At 66.3% G+C, this 18,822-nt stretch carries 16 protein-coding genes; 7 read left to right on the forward strand and 9 right to left on the reverse strand.

From position 1 onward, the window contains the following. On the reverse strand, positions 1-435 hold the full coding sequence (gene clpS, locus AC6IY7_RS00960; RefSeq protein WP_497781106.1) for an ATP-dependent Clp protease adapter ClpS: 435 nt from the start codon (positions 433-435) through the stop codon (positions 1-3). Between the two features lie 460 nt (positions 436-895). On the opposite strand from clpS, the gene AC6IY7_RS00965 reads away from it, so the two are divergent. After that, complete coding sequence (locus AC6IY7_RS00965; RefSeq protein ID WP_497781107.1) at positions 896-1,222, forward strand: hypothetical protein; 327 nt, start codon at positions 896-898, stop codon at positions 1,220-1,222. A gap of 251 nt (positions 1,223-1,473) precedes the next feature. Further along, the gene (locus AC6IY7_RS00970; RefSeq protein WP_497781108.1) at positions 1,474-3,012 is read left to right on the forward strand and encodes a DEAD/DEAH box helicase; all 1,539 of its coding nucleotides are present in this window, start codon (positions 1,474-1,476) and stop codon (positions 3,010-3,012) included. Between the two features lie 7 nt (positions 3,013-3,019). On the opposite strand, the gene AC6IY7_RS00975 is transcribed toward AC6IY7_RS00970, so the two are convergent. The 4 genes from AC6IY7_RS00975 to AC6IY7_RS00990 all read right to left on the reverse strand — a co-directional run bounded on the left by AC6IY7_RS00975 (position 3,020) and on the right by AC6IY7_RS00990 (position 5,847). Further along, on the reverse strand, positions 3,020-3,301 hold the full coding sequence (locus AC6IY7_RS00975; RefSeq protein ID WP_497781109.1) for a (2Fe-2S) ferredoxin domain-containing protein: 282 nt from the start codon (positions 3,299-3,301) through the stop codon (positions 3,020-3,022). Positions 3,302-3,397: 96 nt separating this feature from the next. Then, positions 3,398-3,877: a 23S rRNA (pseudouridine(1915)-N(3))-methyltransferase RlmH gene (gene rlmH, locus AC6IY7_RS00980; protein WP_497781110.1), complete on the reverse strand. Its 480-nt coding sequence runs from the start codon at positions 3,875-3,877 to the stop codon at positions 3,398-3,400. A 65-nt stretch (positions 3,878-3,942) separates the two neighbouring features. Then, positions 3,943-4,296 (reverse strand): ribosome silencing factor, encoded by a 354-nt coding sequence (rsfS, locus tag AC6IY7_RS00985; protein ID WP_497782757.1) that lies wholly within the window; start codon positions 4,294-4,296, stop codon positions 3,943-3,945. Positions 4,297-4,875: 579 nt separating this feature from the next. After that, positions 4,876-5,847 (reverse strand): quinone oxidoreductase family protein, encoded by a 972-nt coding sequence (locus AC6IY7_RS00990; RefSeq protein ID WP_497781111.1) that lies wholly within the window; start codon positions 5,845-5,847, stop codon positions 4,876-4,878. A 171-nt stretch (positions 5,848-6,018) separates the two neighbouring features. On the opposite strand from AC6IY7_RS00990, the gene AC6IY7_RS00995 reads away from it, so the two are divergent. Further along, on the forward strand, positions 6,019-7,359 hold the full coding sequence (locus AC6IY7_RS00995) for an FAD-dependent monooxygenase (protein WP_497781112.1): 1,341 nt from the start codon (positions 6,019-6,021) through the stop codon (positions 7,357-7,359). Between the two features lie 136 nt (positions 7,360-7,495). Here AC6IY7_RS00995 and AC6IY7_RS01000 read toward each other — a convergent pair whose 3' ends face one another. Next, positions 7,496-11,005, reverse strand: coding sequence for an indolepyruvate ferredoxin oxidoreductase family protein (locus AC6IY7_RS01000; protein WP_497781113.1), 3,510 nt, complete (start codon positions 11,003-11,005; stop codon positions 7,496-7,498). 498 nt (positions 11,006-11,503) lie between these two features. Here AC6IY7_RS01000 and AC6IY7_RS01005 point away from each other — a divergent pair, with 498 nt between their 5' ends. The 4 genes from AC6IY7_RS01005 to AC6IY7_RS01020 all read left to right on the forward strand — a co-directional run bounded on the left by AC6IY7_RS01005 (position 11,504) and on the right by AC6IY7_RS01020 (position 15,621). Further along, the gene (locus AC6IY7_RS01005; RefSeq protein WP_497781114.1) at positions 11,504-12,148 is read left to right on the forward strand and encodes a DUF1007 family protein; all 645 of its coding nucleotides are present in this window, start codon (positions 11,504-11,506) and stop codon (positions 12,146-12,148) included. Continuing rightward, positions 12,145-13,164 carry a nickel/cobalt transporter gene (locus tag AC6IY7_RS01010; protein WP_497781115.1) on the forward strand — a complete coding sequence of 340 codons (1,020 nt, stop codon included), beginning with the start codon at positions 12,145-12,147 and terminating at the stop codon, positions 13,162-13,164. Before AC6IY7_RS01005 ends, AC6IY7_RS01010 begins: the two co-directional genes overlap by 4 nt. Positions 13,165-13,321: 157 nt before the next feature. Further along, entirely contained in the window at positions 13,322-15,037 is a 1,716-nt protein-coding gene (locus AC6IY7_RS01015) for an AMP-binding protein (RefSeq protein ID WP_497781116.1), read from the forward strand. Further along, positions 15,034-15,621, forward strand: a complete 588-nt coding sequence (locus AC6IY7_RS01020; RefSeq protein WP_497781118.1) for an NADPH-dependent FMN reductase — start codon at positions 15,034-15,036, stop codon at positions 15,619-15,621. Before AC6IY7_RS01015 ends, AC6IY7_RS01020 begins: the two co-directional genes overlap by 4 nt. 19 nt (positions 15,622-15,640) lie before the next feature. On the opposite strand, the gene AC6IY7_RS01025 is transcribed toward AC6IY7_RS01020, so the two are convergent. From AC6IY7_RS01025 to AC6IY7_RS01035, 3 genes are read right to left on the reverse strand one after another with little or no spacing between them, the layout of a single operon-like run. After that, complete coding sequence (locus tag AC6IY7_RS01025) at positions 15,641-16,903, reverse strand: adenosylmethionine--8-amino-7-oxononanoate transaminase (RefSeq protein ID WP_497781119.1); 1,263 nt, start codon at positions 16,901-16,903, stop codon at positions 15,641-15,643. Positions 16,904-16,924: 21 nt separating this feature from the next. Next, positions 16,925-17,560 carry a dethiobiotin synthase gene (gene bioD, locus AC6IY7_RS01030; protein ID WP_497781120.1) on the reverse strand — a complete coding sequence of 212 codons (636 nt, stop codon included), beginning with the start codon at positions 17,558-17,560 and terminating at the stop codon, positions 16,925-16,927. Next, the gene (locus tag AC6IY7_RS01035; protein ID WP_497782758.1) at positions 17,557-18,687 is read right to left on the reverse strand and encodes an 8-amino-7-oxononanoate synthase; all 1,131 of its coding nucleotides are present in this window, start codon (positions 18,685-18,687) and stop codon (positions 17,557-17,559) included. Before AC6IY7_RS01035 ends, bioD begins: the two co-directional genes overlap by 4 nt. Positions 18,688-18,822: the final 135 nt, after the last annotated feature.

An 18,822-nucleotide genomic window follows, 5' to 3' on the forward strand; every position in this document is an offset into this window, starting at 1 on the left:
TCACTTCTTTTCCATGATGCACTGAAGCGGATGCTGATGCTTGCGCGCATAGTCCATCACTTGCGTGACTTTCGTCTCCGCCACCTCATAGGTGTAGACGCCGCATTCGCCGACGCCGTGATTATGCACGTGCAGCATTATCCGAGTGGCTTCTTCCAGGCTCTTGTTGAAATATTTACGCAGGACGATGACGACGAACTCCTGGGTCGTGTAGTCGTCGTTGAGCAACAACACGCGGTACATGTTGGGCCGACGCGTCTGCGTCCTCGTGCGGGTGATCAGCGCCGTTCCCGACCCGGACCCCCCATCGCCGCCGCCGCTCTTGCGAGGCTCTTTTCCGCCCGCATGGGGAGGCGCGCCGCATTCCTCCGCGGAGGACGGAACTCGGCTGTCGAGCGTAAGATCATCGATCACTGTCACCTCGGCTATCCTCATTCCCCTTTCCGAAGTTTCGCCTGCGACAGGCCCGTCGGATTTCTGCGTAGCATTCTCTGTGCCGCGGGCCCCTCGCCGGCTTTCGCGGAGCGGGCGAAGCGGAGAGGAGCCGAGTTTTCTTTCTCGCGGGAGCATTGGCAAGACCCGAAAAGCTGAAACGGCCGAAAAAAGTCCGAGGCCCGCCTCGGATGCGGCGCCTCGAGCGCGCCGCCTCTTTGACAATCCGCCTAGGACATAATGTGCCGGAGCGGCGGAACAAGTGAATTTCGCCCTCCTCCCGGCCTGGCCCGGAATTGGGTTTCCAAAGGGCGCCGCGAATGTCTCGATTCGCCTGCCTGCGGCAGCACGCCGCATTCGTCTACTTATTGAAAACCATGAGCGTAAACGCGTCCTTTACCGCCTCCCCCTATAGTCGCCCGCGGTCAAAAAGCGTGGCGCGCGAACCAAAAAAGAGGCGCGAATGTCGATGCTCGATCGGTTTCGGCGGGACACGGCGGGCAAGCTCGTCGAAAAAGTAGCCTTGGGTTCGGCAGTGCTAGCGCTCGCCTGCGTGCTCGGGGCCAACCTCCTGTCGGCAAAGTTACAAAACGGCGAGCTCCCGCTCATCGCTTTTGTCCATAAGCAGGAGCGCGGGCTCGCGCAGCTCGCGGCGTCGCAGCCGGCGGCGTCGGCCCAGCCGCTGTATCGAATCGGCTTCGTCGGCGTGGATCACGCCGCCACCGGCTCGATCGCGCCGGGTCAAAAAGGCGTCGCGCCGGTCTCGCCCTGCGGGCAGGACGCGAAATAGTACAAATTCGAACGCGAATAGCGCGAGCGACGCGGCGTCGCTCGCGATGCGACGCGTCAATTTCATTGACATCCGACGCGTTCGGCTCCAAGCATGGCGCGCGTCTTGCTCCCTCAACGACGAGCAGAACGCCAGCGGAACATATCCGTCGATTTGCGACGGCTCCGCCTCTCGAGGACGACGCGCGCCCCCGCGGCCTACGCGCGCCCATCCCTTGCCAGATGTCACGAACGCCGCGACCAGGACCATTGATGAACTTCGACGAACTCGGCCTTTCTCAAAAGGTCCTCGCGGCCGTTGAGGCGTCCGGCTACACCCAGCCGACGCCCATTCAGGAACAGGCCATTCCTCCCGCGCTGCAAGGGCGCGACATTCTGGGCATAGCCCAGACGGGCACAGGAAAAACGGCGGCGTTCACGCTGCCCATGCTGTGCCGACTCGAGCAGGGGCGCGCCCGGGCGCGCATGCCGCGCACGCTGATTCTGGAGCCGACGCGCGAGCTCGCCGCCCAGGTCGAGGCGAGCTTCGCCAAATATGGGGCAAATCATAAGCTCAACGTCTCATTGCTGATCGGCGGCGTCTCCTTCGGCGACCAGGAAGCCAAGATCATGCGCGGAGCCGATGTGCTGATCGCGACGCCCGGCCGCCTTCTCGACTTCTTCGATCGCGGCAAGCTGCTGCTCACCAATATAGAGATCCTCGTCATCGACGAGGCCGACCGCATGCTCGACATGGGCTTCATCCCGGACATAGAGCGGGTCTGCAAGCTCGTGCCCTTCACGCGGCAGACCTTGTTCTTCTCCGCCACCATGCCGCCGGAGATCACGCGCCTCACCGAGGCGTTTCTGCACAATCCGGTGCGCGTGGAAGTGGCGCGCGCCGCGACGACCGCGGCGACGATTCGCCAAGCGCTCGTCGCCACACATGGCCATGCGGAGAAGCGCGAGACGCTGCGGCGAATCATTCGCGGCGCGGACAGCTTCAAGAACGCGATCATCTTCTGCAACCGCAAGCGCGACGTGGCGATCCTGCATCGCTCGCTCGACAAGCACGGCTTCTCCGCCGGCGCGCTGCATGGCGATATGGACCAGCTCGCGCGCATGGCCTCGCTCGACGCGTTCAAGAATGGCGACGTCAATCTCCTGGTCTGCTCGGACGTCGCCGCGCGCGGCCTCGATATTCCGGACGTCAGCCATGTCTTCAATTTCGACGTGCCGACGCATAGCGAGGACTATGTCCATCGCATCGGCCGCACCGGCCGCGCCGGGCGCTCGGGCACGGCTTTCACGCTGGTCACCGACGACGACCGCAAATATCTCGATCAGATCGAGACGCTGATCGGCAATAAGATCGACTGGGAAGGCCCCGGCCTCGACCAGCTGCCGCCGCCATCGGAAGCGCCGGCGCGCGAATCGCGCGGACGCGGTCGCGGCAGCGCGCGCAGCGGCGAGCGCAGCGGCCGTCGTCCGACGGCGGATCGCGAAGCCCGACAAGCGCGCGATACGCGGCAAGAACGCGATACGCAGCAAGAACGCGAAGCCCGGCCGCCGCGCGAGGCCCGCGCGGAACGGCCGGCCAGAACCGAGCGTCCCGCCAGAACCGAGCGCCCTGCGAGCGCCGAGCGGCCGGCGCGTCCCGAGAGGCCGCCGACCTATGGCGATCGGCGCGACCGCAGGCCGGCGCGCCAGCCGGAGGACGACGGGCCGCCGGTCATCGGCCTCGGCGACCATATTCCGTCCTTCCTGCTGCGTCCCGTGGTGCTGAAGCCGGCCAAGGTCGGCGACGAGTGAGGCCGGCTCAGCCGGCCATCAGCGCCTCTTCGACGAGATCGAGCATCAGCTCTATGTCCGCATCGGCGTAGACGTCGCCGGACGGCTCGACGCGCAGCATGGGAACGCCGTGCGAGCAATGGCGCAAGCAGCTGCGCCTCGTGCAGGCGATGCGGCCGACGGCGATCCCTTTGCCGAAATCAATGTCGAGCGCCTCGCTCAAGCGCTCGTGCAACGCGCTCCCGCGCCCGTCGCGATCGCAGACGTCTCCGACGCAGACAATGAAGCGTATGAGCGGCGGCTCGTTCATTTTTGTCCTCTGACGCGGGCGAAAACGCTCCGCCTCGTCGCCCCGCGGATGCAATCTTCGTGTCGTCGCGGTGGAAAATCCGACACGAGGCGCGCCTCACGCCCGATGATAGGGGTGGCCGGAGAGAATCGTCGTCGCCCGATAGATCTGCTCGGCGACGAGGATGCGCACGATCTGATGCGGCAGCGTCATGCGCCCGAAGGAGAAGACTGCGCCCGCCTTCTCCCGCACCGCGGGCGAGAGACCTTCCGAGCCGCCGATCGCGAACCAGAGCGATTTCGCTCCTCTATCGCGCTCGCTCGCGACGAGCGCTGCGAAATCGGCGCTGCTGGCGGCCGTCCCGCGCTCGTCGAAAACGGTGAGCTTCGCGCCGACGGGCAGAGCGGCGAGCAGACACTCGCCTTCCTGCGCCATGCGCTCGACCGGATTGCGCGCCCGGCTCTCGTCGATTTCCAGGAGATCGAGCCCCATGAGCCCGAGATTGCGCATCGCCGCGACGCGGGCGGCGTAACGCGCGTAGAGATCGCGCTCCGGGCCGGCCTTGAGCCGCCCGACACAGAGAATTCCGAGACGCATGTCCCCTTACGGACATTCGCGCGCGGCGAACGCCGTCCTGTCTCGTTTCGCCCCTTCGGGCGCCGTCAGACCGCCCGCAGCTCGCTCGGCCGCGCGCCGCCCCACATTTTCTCGAGGTTGTAGAACTGACGCACCTCGGGTCGGAAAATGTGGACGATGACGTCGCCCGCGTCGATCAACACCCAGTCGCACTGCGGCAGCCCCTCGACGCGCGGAGCGACGAGGCCGGCCTCCTTGCAGGCTTTGAGCACTCTGTCGGCGATGGCGCCGACATGCGTGGTCGAACGGCCGGTCGCGATGACCATGTCATCGGCGATCGACGTCTTGCCGCGCAGATCGATGGAGATGACGTCCTCGGCCTTGGAGTCGTCGAGGCTCGTGAGGACATTACGGATAATGGAGCCGGCGATCTGGCCAATCGGCCCGGAAGCCGGAGGAGACGGCGCACGCGCCGTCCCGGGGAGACTTGTCGTCAGCGTTGCGACCCTCTTGCTTCACGGCGCTGGCGCCGCTGCTCTCAAGATGTGCCGTTTTGGCCCCGATTGCAACCGGGCAGATACGCGAGCCGCCGGCAAAGGTCTCGCTCGCACCCGCGCCATCGCTGTCAGATCGCAACATATCCTATTATAATATAAAGCGAAATACAGAAAGGCCGACCCGGCCGCGGGCAGAAAAAAACCCGGCGAGAACGCCGGGTTTTGAGAGTGGGCCCCGGCCCATCGGGAGGTGGGAGGAACCTCAAAGCCGGAACATTCGAGAGCCTATCCGATTCCGCGCCGCGGCGCGCGGCATAAAAGGTCGCATTTGTCCAGGCTTCGCCGCGATGAGCGGCCACACGGCCGAGTTCGAGCGCCGCCCGAGCGGGCGGGGCCGATCGACGCGATTCGGCAGCGCCCGCAAATTCAATTCCCTAAATTCTGCGACCGGCGCCGCAGTGGCGTGACTGTGTTAAAAATGACACACATGTGAATATTTTGCAGCGGCGGCCGCCACGTCGCTCAGGGGACGAGCACGAGCGCGCCTGTGGTGCGCCGCGCCTCGAGATCGGCATGGACGAGAGCGGCGTCCTCGAGCCGATAGAGCGCCGGCCGCTCGAGCCGCAGAACGCCCTTCTTGATCGCGCGCACCACTTGGCTCGTCATCTTCTCGAGGTCCTTGCGCCGCGCGATATGCGCGAAGAGCGAGGGACGCGTCGCGAAGAGCGAGCCCTTTTGCGACAGGAGATTTATGTCGAAAGCCTCGATCTTGCCCGAGGCGAAGCCGAAGCTCACGAAGAGGCCGAAGGGTTTCAGACAATCGAGCGAGGCGGGAAAGGTCGCGCGTCCGACGCCGTCATAGACCACGTCGCAGAGCTTGCCGTTGGTGATCTCCCGCACGGCGGCGGCGAAATCCTCGCTGCGATAGAGGATCGTGTGCTCCGCGCCGGCCGCTGTGGCGATTTTCGCCTTCTCCTCGTCGCCGACGGTGGCGATCACATGCGCCCCGAGCGCGCTTCCCCATTGGCAGAGCAATTGGCCGACGCCGCCCGCGCCCGCATGGACGAGAATGCGATCGCCCTCTTTCACCTTGAACGTGCGGCGCAGCAGATATTGCGCGGTGAGCCCTTTGAGCATCATCGAGGCGCCGGTCTCGAAGGAAAAGGATTTGGGCAGCCTCACCAATGAGGCGGCGGGAATATTGCGCGCCTCCGCATAGCCGCCGAGCGGGCCGACATAGGCGACGCGCTCGCCGATCTCGACCTCGTCGACGCCTTCGCCGAGCGCGACCACCTCGCCGGCGCCCTCATAGCCCGGAATGAAGGGAAGATCAGCGGGATAGGCTCCGCTGCGCAGATAGACGTCGATATAATTGACGCCGATCGCCTTGTGGACGATCTGCGCCTCGCCCGGCCCCGGCGCAGGAAGCTCGACCTCCTCATAGCGAAGAACCTGCGGCCCGCCCGTCTCGTATATGCGTATCGCCTTCACCATGATTTTCTCCGAATGACTTCGCGTCGCAAAAATCCGCGTCGATTGCGACCATGGATTGACGCAGACGACAAAGCCAACAGATTTTCGGGCAGCGGCGGAAAGCCGCCGGCGGGCGGCTTCGCCTTCCCCTCCCCATGGTGTAGAAGGATTCCCGAAACGGAGACGAAGCAAATGGCCGAGACACCGGCGGGCGCGAGCCCCGCGATCGACACGCAGATTCTCGTCGCCGGGGCCGGCTCCACCGGGATCGCCGCCGCCCTCGCCTTCGCCAACGCCGGCTGGCGGGTGACGCTCGCCGGGCGCTTCCCCCCGCCCCTGCCCGGCCGCACCATAGCGCTGTTCGAGGCCTCGGTGCGCTTTCTCGATTCGATCGGCGTGCTGGAGAAGGTCCGCGCCGCCGCCTGTCCGATCGAGACCATTCATATGGTCGACGACACCGACCAGCTGCTCCCCGTGCCCGATCTCGTCATGCGGTCGGAGGAGATCGATCTTCCGGCTTTCGGCCTCAACGTCTCCAATGACGAGCTGACCGCCATTCTGCTCGAGCACGCGCGCGCCACACAGAGCTTCGAGATCATCGAGAGCGACATCGCCGATTATGAATTCGAGGACGACAGCGCAGCGGCGATTCTCGCCGACGGGCGCCGCATAGAGGCCGATTTCATCGTGGCGGCCGATGGCCGCGGCAGCAAGGCGCGCGCCGCCGCCGCCATAGATACGAAGGAATGGACCTATCCGCAGGTCGCCCTCACCGCACTGCTGCGCCACGAGCTGCCGCATGACAATGTCTCGACCGAGTTTCACACGCGCTCGGGCCCCTTCACCCTGGTGCCGCTGCCGCCGCGCGAGGGAGCGGAGCATCGCTCCAGCCTCGTCTGGCTGATGAGCCCGCGCGACGCCAAGCGCCGCCTCGCCAAGCCGCGCGACGAGCTGCAATATGAGATGGAGGATTATTCGCGCGAGAAGCTCGGCTCGATCACGATCGAGAGCGGCATAGGCGAGTTCCGCATGGGCGGGCTGCAAGTGTCTCGGCTGACCGCGCCGCGGCTCGCGCTGGTCGGCGAGACCTGCCATGTGTTTCCGCCGATCGGCGCGCAGGGGCTCAATCTCAGCCTGCGCGACGTCGCCGATCTCGAGGATTGCCTCGCCAGCGTCGATCTGCGCAATCCCAAAGAGCTTTCGCGCGCCCTGATGCGTTACGAAATGCACCGCCGCGCCGATATCGGCTTCCGCACCCATGGCGTCGATCTGCTCAATCGCTCACTGATCGTCCCCTATCTGCCGATCGACCTCATTCGCGGCGCGGGCTTCATCGCCATGACGACGCTGGGGCCTTTGCGCCGCGCGGTGATGCGCGAGGGCGTGGCCCCGCATCTCGCGCAGCCGCGGCTGATGCGCGATGAGGCTCCCAAGGAGCCGCGCATGCGCGGCAAGCGCGGACCGGAGGCCATCGTCGACGCCGCACGCGGCGCTTTCGCCCATCTGCGCGAAACGGCCTCACGCCTCGGCTGAATCTCGGAAAAGCGCGCGACGGATGTGGCTCGCGGCGCGACGAGAGATTTGAGATCATTGCTGTGGGTTCGATCCCTCATGCGACCCTCGCTGACACGAGGGCCGCCTTCTCCCCCAGAGTCTCTCGTAATCCGCCTTACTCCGCCGCCAGCTTCACATCCGGCCTTATCGCGTAATATTCGCCGTAGAGCCGCTCGATCTCGGCGCGCGCCTCCAGCACGCTGCGCGCGCGTATGTGGCCGAAGCCGCGGATTTTCTCCGGTATGCGCGCCAGCGCCACAGCCGTCGCATGATTGGCGGGCGAGAGATGCGGCAGAATATCGTCGAGCAGCGTCTGATAGTCGGCGAGCATCTTGCGCTCGGCGATGCGGTCACTGTCCGGGCGGAAGGGATCGAAGAGCGTCCCGCGCAGGCCTTTGAAGCGCGCCAGCCATCTCAGCACATGGAACATCCAGGGGCCGAAGGTGATCTTGCGCGAGCCGCCTATGTCGTTCTTGCGCTGGAACGCGACCAGATTGGGCGCGAGATGCAGCTCCATGCGCAGATCGCCTTCGAAGATTTCGGCGAGTTGGCGCTGGAAGGAGCCGTCCGTATAGAGGCGCGCCACCTCGAATTCGTCCTTGGCCGACATCAGCTTGAACAGGCCGCGCGCCACCGCCTCGGTCAGCTCTTTCGTCCCCGGAACGCGCTCTTTCTCGAGACGCGCGACGGCGTCCACCCTCGAGCGATAGCGCGCGGCGTAAGATGCGTTCTGATAATCGGTGAGGAAGGCGACGCGGCGCTCGATCGCTTCTTCCAACGTGCGTGAGACGTCGCGCGCGGGATTGCGCTCGCGCAACGAAGAAACGACAGAGATCACGCTCGTAAGATCATGCGCGGCGCGGCGGCCCCAGGCGAAGGCGGAGTGATTCATCGGCACCGCTTCGCCGTTCAGCTCTATGGCGCGCAGCAGCGCGGCTTCCGAGAGCGGCAGCAGACCCTTCTGCCAAGCATAGCCGAGCATGAACATATTCGCCGCGATGGAATCGCCGAGCAACGCCAGCGCCAGCTCCGTCACATTCAGGAAATCGACGCGCTCGCCGGCGGCCTCGCGTATGGCGCGCTCGATGCGCGCCGCCGGCAGCACGAAATCGGGATCGCGCTCGATATCGCCGGGAAAGACTTCGGCGCTGTTGGCGACGACATGGCTGCGCGCGGGATCGATGGCCGCGAGAATCTGCTTGCCGCCGGCGACGACGAGATCGCAGCCGAGCACGAGATCGGCCTCGCCGGCGGCGATGCGGATCGCATGAACATCGCCGCGCGTGCGGCCGATCTTCACATGGCAATAGACGGCGCCGCCCTTTTGCGCGAGGCCGGCCATGTCGATGACGCCGACGCCCTTGCCCTCGAGATGCGCCGCCATGCCGAGAATGGCGCTCACCGTCACCACGCCCGTCCCGCCTATGCCGGCGACGAGCACACCGTAAGGCGTGGCGCCGAGCTGCGGCACGACGGGCTCGGGCGGCGGCGGACATTGCGTCTCGCTGGTCGGCGCGGCTTTCTTCATGCGCGCGCCATGCACGGTGACGAAGCTCGGGCAGAAGCCCTCGAGACAGGAGAGGTCCTTGTTGCAGCTCGACTGATCGATGCGGCGCTTGCGGCCGAACTCCGTCTCCAGCGGCTGCACCGACACACAATTGGAGGCGCGGCCGCAATCGCCGCAGCCCTCGCAGACGAGCTCGTTGATGACGACGCGCACATCGGGGTCGGGATATTCGCCGCGCTTGCGGCCGCGGCGCTTCTCCGTCGCGCAGGTCTGATCATAGATCAGAATGGTGACGCCATCCGTCGCGGCCAGCTCGCTCTGCACGCTGTTGATGACATTGCGGTGATAGATTGTGAGGCCCGGCGGCCATTGGATGTCGGAGGCGTATTTGTGCGGCTCGTCGGAGACGAGCGCGATTCTCGCGACGCCTTCGGCCGCCACCTGATGCGCTATGGCCTCGACAGTCAGCTCGCCTTCATGCGCCTGGCCGCCGGTCATGGCGACGACGCCGTTGAAGAGAATCTTGAAGGTGATGTCGGTCTTGGTCGCGACGGCGAAGCGAATGGCCAGCGAGCCGGAATGATTATAGGTGCCGTCGCCGAGATTCTGGAACACATGCTTGCGCGTCGAGAAAGGCGCCTCGCCGATCCAATTGGCGCCCTCGCCGCCCATATGTGTGTAGCCCTCGGTCGAGCGATCCATCCATTGCGCCATATAGTGGCAGCCAATGCCCGTATAGGCGCGCATGCCCTCCGGCACATGGGTGGAGGTGCTGTGCGGGCAGCCGGAGCAAAAATGCGGCACGCGCACGCCGGCGTCGGTCAGCGCCTTGCGCCGCTCCTGCATCTGCTCGAGCCGGCGCACGCGCCCCTCGAGATCGTCGGAGCGAACGTAATTCAAAAGGCGCCGGCCGATGGCGATGGCGACGTCATTGGCGTCGAGCGAGCCCTTCACCGGGAAAAGCCATTCGCCGAGTTCGTCCTTCTTGCCGATGCAGATGGGCTGATGCGACGAGCCATAGAGCTGCTCGCGCAATTGCACCTCGATCAGCGAGCGCTTCTCCTCGACGACGATGACGAGATCGAGCCCGCGCACGAACTCACGCAGTCCTTGCGGCTCCAGCGGCCAAGGACAGGCGATCTTATAGAGGCGCAGGCCGTAATCATTGGCCTTCACCTCGTCTATGCCGAGGTCGTCCATCGCCTGACGCACGTCGAGATAGGACTTGCCGACGGTGATGACGCCGATCTTGGCGCCCGGCCCGCCGGAGGTGATGATGCGATTGAGGCGATTGGCGCGGATGAAGGCGAGCATGGCGTCGCGCTTGCTCTCCTGCATGCGCTCTTCCTGCGCCAACACGGGATCGCGCGGACGAATGTTGAGGCCGCCCGTCGGCATCAGAAAATCGAGCGGCGCGACCGGACGCACGCGATCGAGCGAGCCGTCGATGGAAGCCGTCGATTCGACCGTATCCTTTATGAGCTTCAAACCGACCCAGACGCCGGCGTAGCGCGACAGCGCGAAGCCCATGAGGCCATAATCGAGAATCTCCTGCACGCCGGCGGGCGAGAGGATGGGCATCATCATATCGACGAAAACAAATTCGGATTGATGCGCGGTGGTGGAGGATTCGGCGGTGTGATCGTCGCCCATCAGCGCCAGCACGCCGCCGTTGCGCGAGGAGCCGGCGAGATTGACATGGCGCAGCGCGTCGCCGGAGCGATCGACTCCCGGCCCCTTGCCGTACCAGACGGAGAAGACGCCGTCATATTTGCCTTCGCCGCGCATCTCGGCCTGCTGCGCGCCCCAAATGGCGGTGGCGGCGAGATCCTCGTTGAGGCCCGGCATGAACAAAATGTCGCTCTTGTCGAAGAACGGCTTGGCGCGATGCAGCTGCGCGTCCATGCCGCCGAGCGGCGAGCCGCGATAGCCGGAGACGAAGCCCGCCGTGCGAAGGCCGGCGCGACGGTCCATCTCCTTCTGCATGAGCAGAAGCCGCACGATCGCCTGCGTGCCGTTGAGCAGCACATGAGTCTTGCCGAGATCGAAACGGTCGGCGAGGGAGACGTCGCCGAAGGCGGAGCCGGTTTTCGGGGCGCCGGCGACTTTATCCGCCATTCGTACCTTCTCCTCGCTCGGCGCGAAGCCCTCGCGAGGAGGGAGCCCCGCTCGCGCAGGGCCGCGCAACGTCATTGTCTCGGAGAGGGGCGCGGGCCGGCTCTCCACATGAAGCGTTCCCGCTCGAAAGCTCACGCGCGGGGCGCTTCCGAAGGTCATATTGCGGATTTGCGCGTCGGCGGAAAGACTCCCGTCCTCCTCATCCGTGAAAATCCGTATTCCGTCCGCGGTCGACGCGGGCGCGTCCCGCCCGGCTTGTCTTCGCGGCGTCGGGCGTGACATTATACGTCACGACGCGCGACGCCAGCAAGCGAGCCTTCGCAGGCGCGAAAAAGCTGTCGAACGAGGCCGACCGGCCCTGTTTCCGCCGCCTTCGGCGCCTAGAGGACGGCGCGCGGAACGGGAGCGATTCGCGAGATGGACCCCCGCGCCACGGCCCGACCGCGCGCCGCCGCCGACCGAGGCGAGAGCCTCCGAGAGCTGCCCCCGAGAGCCCAGATGCCGATGAGACACGGATTCGCTTCGCTGATCGTCGCCGCGCTCGCCGCCGCCACTCCCGCCGTCGCGCATCCCCATGTCTGGGTCGCGGTGCGCAGCGAGGTGCTGTTCACCGACGATGGCAAGATCAAGGGCGTGCGCCACGCCTGGACCTTCGACGACATGTATTCGGCCTTCGCGCTGCAGGGCCTCGGCAAGGACGGCAAGCCGCCGAGCCGCGAGGAGCTCGCCCCGCTCGCCAAGACCAACGCCGAATCGCTCGCCGAATTCGACTATTTCACTTTCGCCAAATATCAGAACGCCAAGACCGCCTTCGGGCCGCCCGAGGACGTCTGGCTCGAGGCCGACGACAAAAAAATCGTCACCATGCATTTCACCCTGCCGCTGGAAAAGCCGCTGCCGGCGCAAAAGCCCTTCTCCTTCCAGATCTATGATCCGACCTATTTCGTCGCCTTCGACCTCGAGAAGCAGAATGCGGTGACGCTCACAAAGGCGCCCGCCGGCTGCTCGACGAGCGTCGTGGAGCCGAAGCCGCTGCTCGCGATCGACACGCAAAAGCTCAGCGAGGCCTTCTTCGCCAATATGTCGCCCGGCGCCGATTTCGGCATGAAGCTCGCGGCGCGCATCGTCGTGGCCTGCCCGTGAGGATTTCGCCGCGGGATTGCGTCCTCGCCGCCACCACGGTCGCGGCGCTCGTCCTGCTGCAGGACGCCGCATTCGCCCAGGCCGCACGCCATCCTTTCGCGGTCGGCCCCTCGGAGGGCCCGGTCGGCGCGGCGAGCGGCTTCGCCGGCCTCCTGCGCGCCTGGCAGAGCAAATTCCATTTGGAGCTGCAGAGCGCCGCAAGAGCGCTGAAAACCGACCCTTCGGCCTTCGTGACGCTGGCGGCGGCGAGTTTCGCCTATGGCGTGTTTCACGCCGCCGGGCCCGGCCACGGCAAGGCGGTGCTCGCCTCCTATATGATCGCCAATGAGACGGCGCTGAAGCGCGGGCTGACGCTCGCCGCTCTCGCGGCGCTGCTGCAAGGCGCCGTCGCCATCGCGCTCGTCGGCGTGGCGGCGATCCTCTTCGGCGCCACGGCGCAGCGGATGACCGAGGCGGCGACATGGATCGAGACGGCGAGCTACGCCGCCATCGCCGCGCTCGGCGCGCGCCTCGCCTATGTCAAAGGCCGCGCGCTGCTCGCTGCAATGCGGGAGCCGGCGCCAGTCCTCGCCACGGCGCGGCGGGGCGCCTTCGCCTGCGAGGCGGTCGACGATCCGGCCCATATCCACGGCCCCGACTGCGGCCATATGCATGCGATCGACGCCGCGCGTCTCGGCGCGGGCTTTCGCTGGGGCGATGCGCTCGCCACTGTCGTCGCCGCGGGGCTGCGCCCCTGCTCCGGCGCCATTCTGGTGCTCGTCTTCACTCTGTCACAAGGCGTGTTCATAGCCGGCGCCGGCGCGACGCTGCTGATGTCCGCCGGCACGGCGATCACCACCGGAGCCTTGGCGGCGACGGCCGTCTTCGCCAAGGATTTCGCCGGGCGTCTCGCCGCGCGAAAATCGCGGCGCGCCGAGACGCTGCTGCGCTCCGCCGAGCTTCTCGCCGCGCTCCTCGTGCTCGCCGTCGGCGTCGCGCTGCTTCTCGGCGCGCGCATGGGCGTCGCCGGCGCCTGACGGGCGCGCTCCGCATTGTGCGCTGCGACGACGATCGGCCCATGCATGGGGCTGCGCTCGCGCCCGCGGCGCGCTATATTTTCTTCAGCGAATTGTCGCTATCGATAGAGCGGACAGCAGGGCCGCAGTCAGTCGCGCCCACGCCCGGAGGCCCCTAATGACTGCCGCCACCCTCACCGATCCCTATGCCGCCCGGCCCTGGGTCGCGTCCTATCCGCCTTTCGTGCCCGGCGAGATCGACCCGGCGAGCTATTCGACGCTGGTCGACATGTTCCGCCAGAGCGTTCTCGAATTTTCCGACCGCACCGCGCTCGAGAGCTTCGGCGCCGAGCTCACCTATGCAGAATTCGGCCAAGCCGCGCGCGCCGTCGCCGCCTGGCTGCAATCGCAGGGCGTCGCCAAGGGCGATCGCATCGCGATCATGGCGCCCAATGTGATGGCCTATCCGCCCTTGATCTTCGGCGTGCTGCTCGCCGGCGCGATCGTCGTCAACGTCAATCCGCTCTATACGCCCAAGGAGCTCGCCTTCCAGATCGACGACGCCGGCGCGCGTATGATCTTCGTGCTCGAGAATTTCGCTCATACGGTCGAAGCGGCCTGGCCGTCGATGCAGGTCGAAAAGGCGATCGTCATCGCCCCCGGCGATCTGCTCGGCCTGCGTGGTCCGATCGTGAATTTCGTCTCGCGCTATGTGAAATGCGCTGTGCGGCGCTATCGCCTGCCGCAGAGCCTGCGCTTTTCGCAGGTGCTGCGCGCCGGCGCCGCTGCGCCGCTGCGGGACGCCGAAGTCGGTCCCGACGACATCGCCTTTCTGCAATATACGGGCGGGACGACCGGCGTCGCCAAGGGCGCGATGCTGCGACATCGCAATGTCGCGGCCAATGTGGCGCAATCGGCGGCCTGGCTCACGCCCTATCTGCCGACGCCGCGCGATCAGGTGATGGTGACGGCGCTGCCGCTCTATCACATCTTCGGCCTCACCGCCTGTTGCCTGCTGATCGTGAAGATCGGCGGCTCCTGCCTGCTCATCGCCAATCCGCGCGACATCGCCGGCTTCGTGAAGACGTTGCGCAAATCACGCTTCACCATGATCTCCGGCGTCAACACGCTCTATGCGGCGCTCGCCAATCATCCGAAATTCCCGCTCGTCGATTTCTCCGATCTCATCTTCTGCATCTCCGGCGGCATGGCGACGCAGGACGTCGTCGCGCGCAAATGGAAAGAGATGACCGGCCATCCGATCATCGAAGGCTACGGCCTTTCGGAGACGTCGCCGGTCATCACCTGCAACCGACCCGACCTCGTCGAATTTTCGGGCGCCATCGGCTATCCCTACCCCTCGACGCAGATTTCGATCCGCCTGCCCTCCGGCGCGCCCGCGCCATTCGGCGAGCGCGGCGAGCTCTGCGTGAAGGGCCCGCAAGTGATGGCCGGCTATTGGAACAGACCGGAGGACACCGCCGCGGCGACGACGCAGGACGGCTTTTTCCGCACCGGCGACGTCGCCGTGATGCTGCCCGACGGGCAATTGAAGATCGTCGACCGCCTCAAGGAGATGATCCTCGTCTCGGGCTTCAACGTCTATCCGAACGAGGTCGAGAATGTGCTGACGCGCCATCCGAAGGTGAACGAGGCCGCGGTGATCGGCATTCCCGATCCGCATTCCGGCGAAGCGCCGCTCGCCTTCATCGTGGCGCGCGACGCGAGCGTCACCGGGAAGGAGCTGCATGATTTCTGCCGCGAGACGTTGACGCATTACAAAGCGCCGCGCCATTTCGAATTCCGCGACAGCCTGCCCAAGAGCAATGTCGGCAAAGTGCTGCGGCGCGTGCTGAAGGAGGAATATCTCGCCCGCGAGACGCAGCGCTCATGACGACGCCCATCGCCGACGCGCGTCCGCTCTCACTGGTGCTGATCGCCGGAAGCCTTCGCGTCGGCTCGGTCAATAGCGCGGCGCTCGCCGTCGCCGCCGAGACCAGCCCCGCCGGCGCACGCGCTTTCATCTATGCGCGCATGGGCGATCTTCCGCATTTCAATCCGGACGACGATCGCGATCCGCTTCCCGAAACCGTCGCCGAAATGCGGGCGTTGCTCGCGGCGGCGGACGCGGTGCTGCTCTCGACGCCGGAATATGCCGGCTCCCTGCCCGGCAGCTTCAAGAATCTGCTGGACTGGACGATCGGCGGCGGAAGCCTCTACCAATTGCCGGTCGGATGGATAAATCCATCGACGCATGACGGCGCACGGGACACCTATGCGGCCCTGCGCATCGTTCTCGACCGGGCCGGCGCGGATATCGTCGCGGAGGCTTGCGCCGACGTTCCCATTCGCCGCGACGCCATCGGGCCCGACGGCCGCATCGACGCTCCAGACATACGAGCGGCGATCACGACGGCGATGGTCGAGCTCTCGAACGCGGCCCGAGCCCGCCGCGAGACGATAGCGGCGGCGTCCTGACGCGTGCTATTGACGCGTGCTATCGACCGCCGAATTTCGTCCCCGCCTCGTCGATCGCCGCATAGAGAGCGTCGAGTTCGCTCGCCTCGATGCAATAGGGCGGCAGAATATAGATCGTATTGCCGAGCGGCCGCAGCAGCAGACCCCGCGCGACGAAGAATTCATAGAGCGCCGGACCGATCGTCGCCAGATAGCCGGCGTCGCGGGCGCGCAGATCGAGCGCCGCGATCGTGCCGATGCGTCGCACGTTCGAAAAGCGCGCGTCATTCGCAAAGCGTCGCAACCGCTCGTCCTGCATGGCGGCGAGGCGCGCGATACGGCCGCGCACGTCTTCGCTCTCCCATATGTCGAAATTGGCCAGCGCCGCCGCGCAGGCGATCGGGTTCGCGGTGAAGGAGCTCGAGTGAAAGAACGTGTGCGAGCGGTCGGTGGAATAATGCGCCTGAAAAATCTCCGCCGAGCACATCGTGACGGCGAGCGGCAGCGAACCGCCGGTGATGCCCTTTGCGTAGCAGGCGATGTCGGGGACGACGCCCGCCTGCTCGCAGGCGAACAGCGTTCCGGTGCGGCCGAAGCCGGTCATCACCTCGTCGGCGACGAAGAGCACGCCATGCGTCGCGCAGATGCGCCGCATCTCGCGCAGCGTGTCGGCGCCATAGACGAGCATGCCGCCGGCGCCGAGCAATAGCGGCTCGACCACGAAAGCCGCGGCGTCGGCGCCGCGACAGGTGGCCTCCAGCGCATCGAGCGTTTCCTGCTCGCCTCCGGCGCGCGGGAAGGGAATGCGCGTCACATCGAACAGCAGCGGCTCATAGGCGGCGTTGAAGACGGAGCGCGCGCCTGTCGACATGGCGCCGATCGTGTCGCCGTGATAGCCGTGCTCGAGCGCGATCACGCGATTGCGCGCGACGCCGCGATTGCGGAAATAGCCGAGCGCCATTTTGATCGCGACCTCCACCGAGGTGGAGCCGCTGTCCGAATAGAACACATGATCGAGCCCCGGCGGCGTCAGCGCGACGAGCCGGCGCGCGAGAGTCTCGGCGGGCTCATGGGTGAAGCCGGCGAATATCACCTGATCGAGCCGATCGGCTTGATCCTTGATCGCCTGCACGATTCTCGGATGACGATGGCCATGGGTGATGACCCACCATGACGAGATCGCGTCGAGAATCCGGCGGCCGTCCGCCGTCTCCAGCCAGGCGCCCTCGCCGCGCGCGACGAGGATCGCTTCCCTTTGCAGCGCATGCTGCGTGAAAGGCCGCCAAACCGGCGAATCCGTCATGTCAGTCTCCTCGAGCGGGCGTCATTGCGGCGACGCCCCGTCGAAATCGGCGCGGCGAAAATGCGCCGCGAAAGTCGCGGCCAAAGTCTCGGCCGTGAGCGGTGAGACCAAGGGCAGACGGCCGAGCGCGCGCGCGCCGGACATTTTGGCGATTATTCGCTGCGTATCCTCATTTTCCTCGCCGATGAAGACGAGGCCATAAATCGGTATCTCGCGACGGCGCAACGCCTCCAGCGACAACAGGCTGTGATTGATCGTCCCGAGCGTGGTGCGCGCGCAGAGAATGACGGGAAGCCGCCAACGCGCGAGAAGATCGATCGTCGAAACCTCTTCGGTCAGCGGCGTCATCACGCCTCCGGCCGTCTCGACGACGAGCGGCGAGCGATCGGGCGGAGCGAGGCGATCCACGTCGATGGTGACGCCGTCGAGGCGCGCGGCGAGATGCGGAGACGCCGGCGTCGTCAGACGATAGGCTTCCGGCAAGAGCTTTTCGGCGGCGAGCCCCGAGAGCCGCGCCACGGTCATCGTGTCCGTCCCACCCTCGAGGCCAGATTGCACGGGCTTCCAATAATAGGCGCCGAGCGCGCCGGCGAGCGCGGCGGAAAACACCGTCTTGCCGACATTTGTGTCGGTTCCGACGATGACGAAGCGCGTCATGGCGGCAATCTCGAGAGCTCATGCGCGAGATCGTCGATCATCGCGGAAATCTGCGTCTCGCTCACATGCAGAGTGAGTGAGATGCGCAGACGCGCCGCGCCTTCCGCCACTGTCGGCGGGCGGATGGCGCGAATGTCGTAGCCGAGCGCCTGCATCGCCGCAGCCAGCGCCAGCGCGCGGGCGTTGGAGCCGACGACGATGGGCGCGATCTGCGATTGCGGCGGCGCGAGTCCGACGGCCTGCAATTCACGCGCGGCGACGGCGATGCGCGAGCGCAGCGCGGCGCGGCGTCCTTCCGCCTGCTCCACGATCGGCAGAGCGGCGCGCAGGCAGGCGGCGACGAGCGGCGACGGCGCCGTGGCGAAAATAAACTGGCGGCAGCGATTGATCAGAAATTCACGCAACACCGCGGGCAGCAGCACGAGGCCGCCGAACATGCCGAGCGCCTTGCCGCAAGTGTGCAGAGTGACGACATTGTCCCGGCCCTCGAGCGCGGCCGCGAGCCCGCGCCCGGCGGGACCATAGACGCCGGTCGCATGGGCCTCGTCGATGAGCAGAAATGCCTCATGGCGCGCGGCGATCTCGGCGAGAGGCGCGAGCGGCGCGAAATCGCCATCCATGCTGTAGAGGCTCTCGACGACGATCCAGGGCCGCCCCGTCCCGCCGCCGCGTCGCCATGCGGCGATCTCGTCCTCGAAAGCGTCGGCGTCATTGTGCAGAGCGGCGACCGTCTCGGCCCGCGAGAGGCGCATGCCCTCATGCGCGCTGGCGTGCACGAGCGCATCATGGACGATGAGATCGCCGCGCTGCGGCAGGGTGGCGAGCAAGGCCTCGTTCGCCGAAAAGCCCGCGCCGAAATAGAGCGCGCTCTCGGCATGGAAGAAGGCCGCCGCCTCGCGCTCCAGCGCCACATGCTCCTCATGATCGCCGCGCAGCAGACGCGAGCCGCCGGCGCCGACGGGAACGCCGCGCACCAGCGCCGCCGCGGCGGCCTCGCGATAGTCCGGCGACTCGGCGAGAGCGAGAAAATCATTGGAGGTGAAGTCGAGTCCGCGACGCGGCGTGAGCGCGCGCAGCCGGTCCTGCGCGGCAAGGCTCGCGAGGTCCGCCGCATAGACGTCGAGGATGCCGCCCCCGCGCTGATCTGTCGTCACGAAACCCTTTCCGAGCGGCGTCCCCCGATGCGCCGAAGCGGCGGTTACATAGCCGGCCGGCGGCGGGACGGCAAGAAAGGCCGCCGCGCCCGCTTTTCTTCGCCTCAC

Source organism: Methylosinus sp. is20ea (assembly GCF_059718135.1).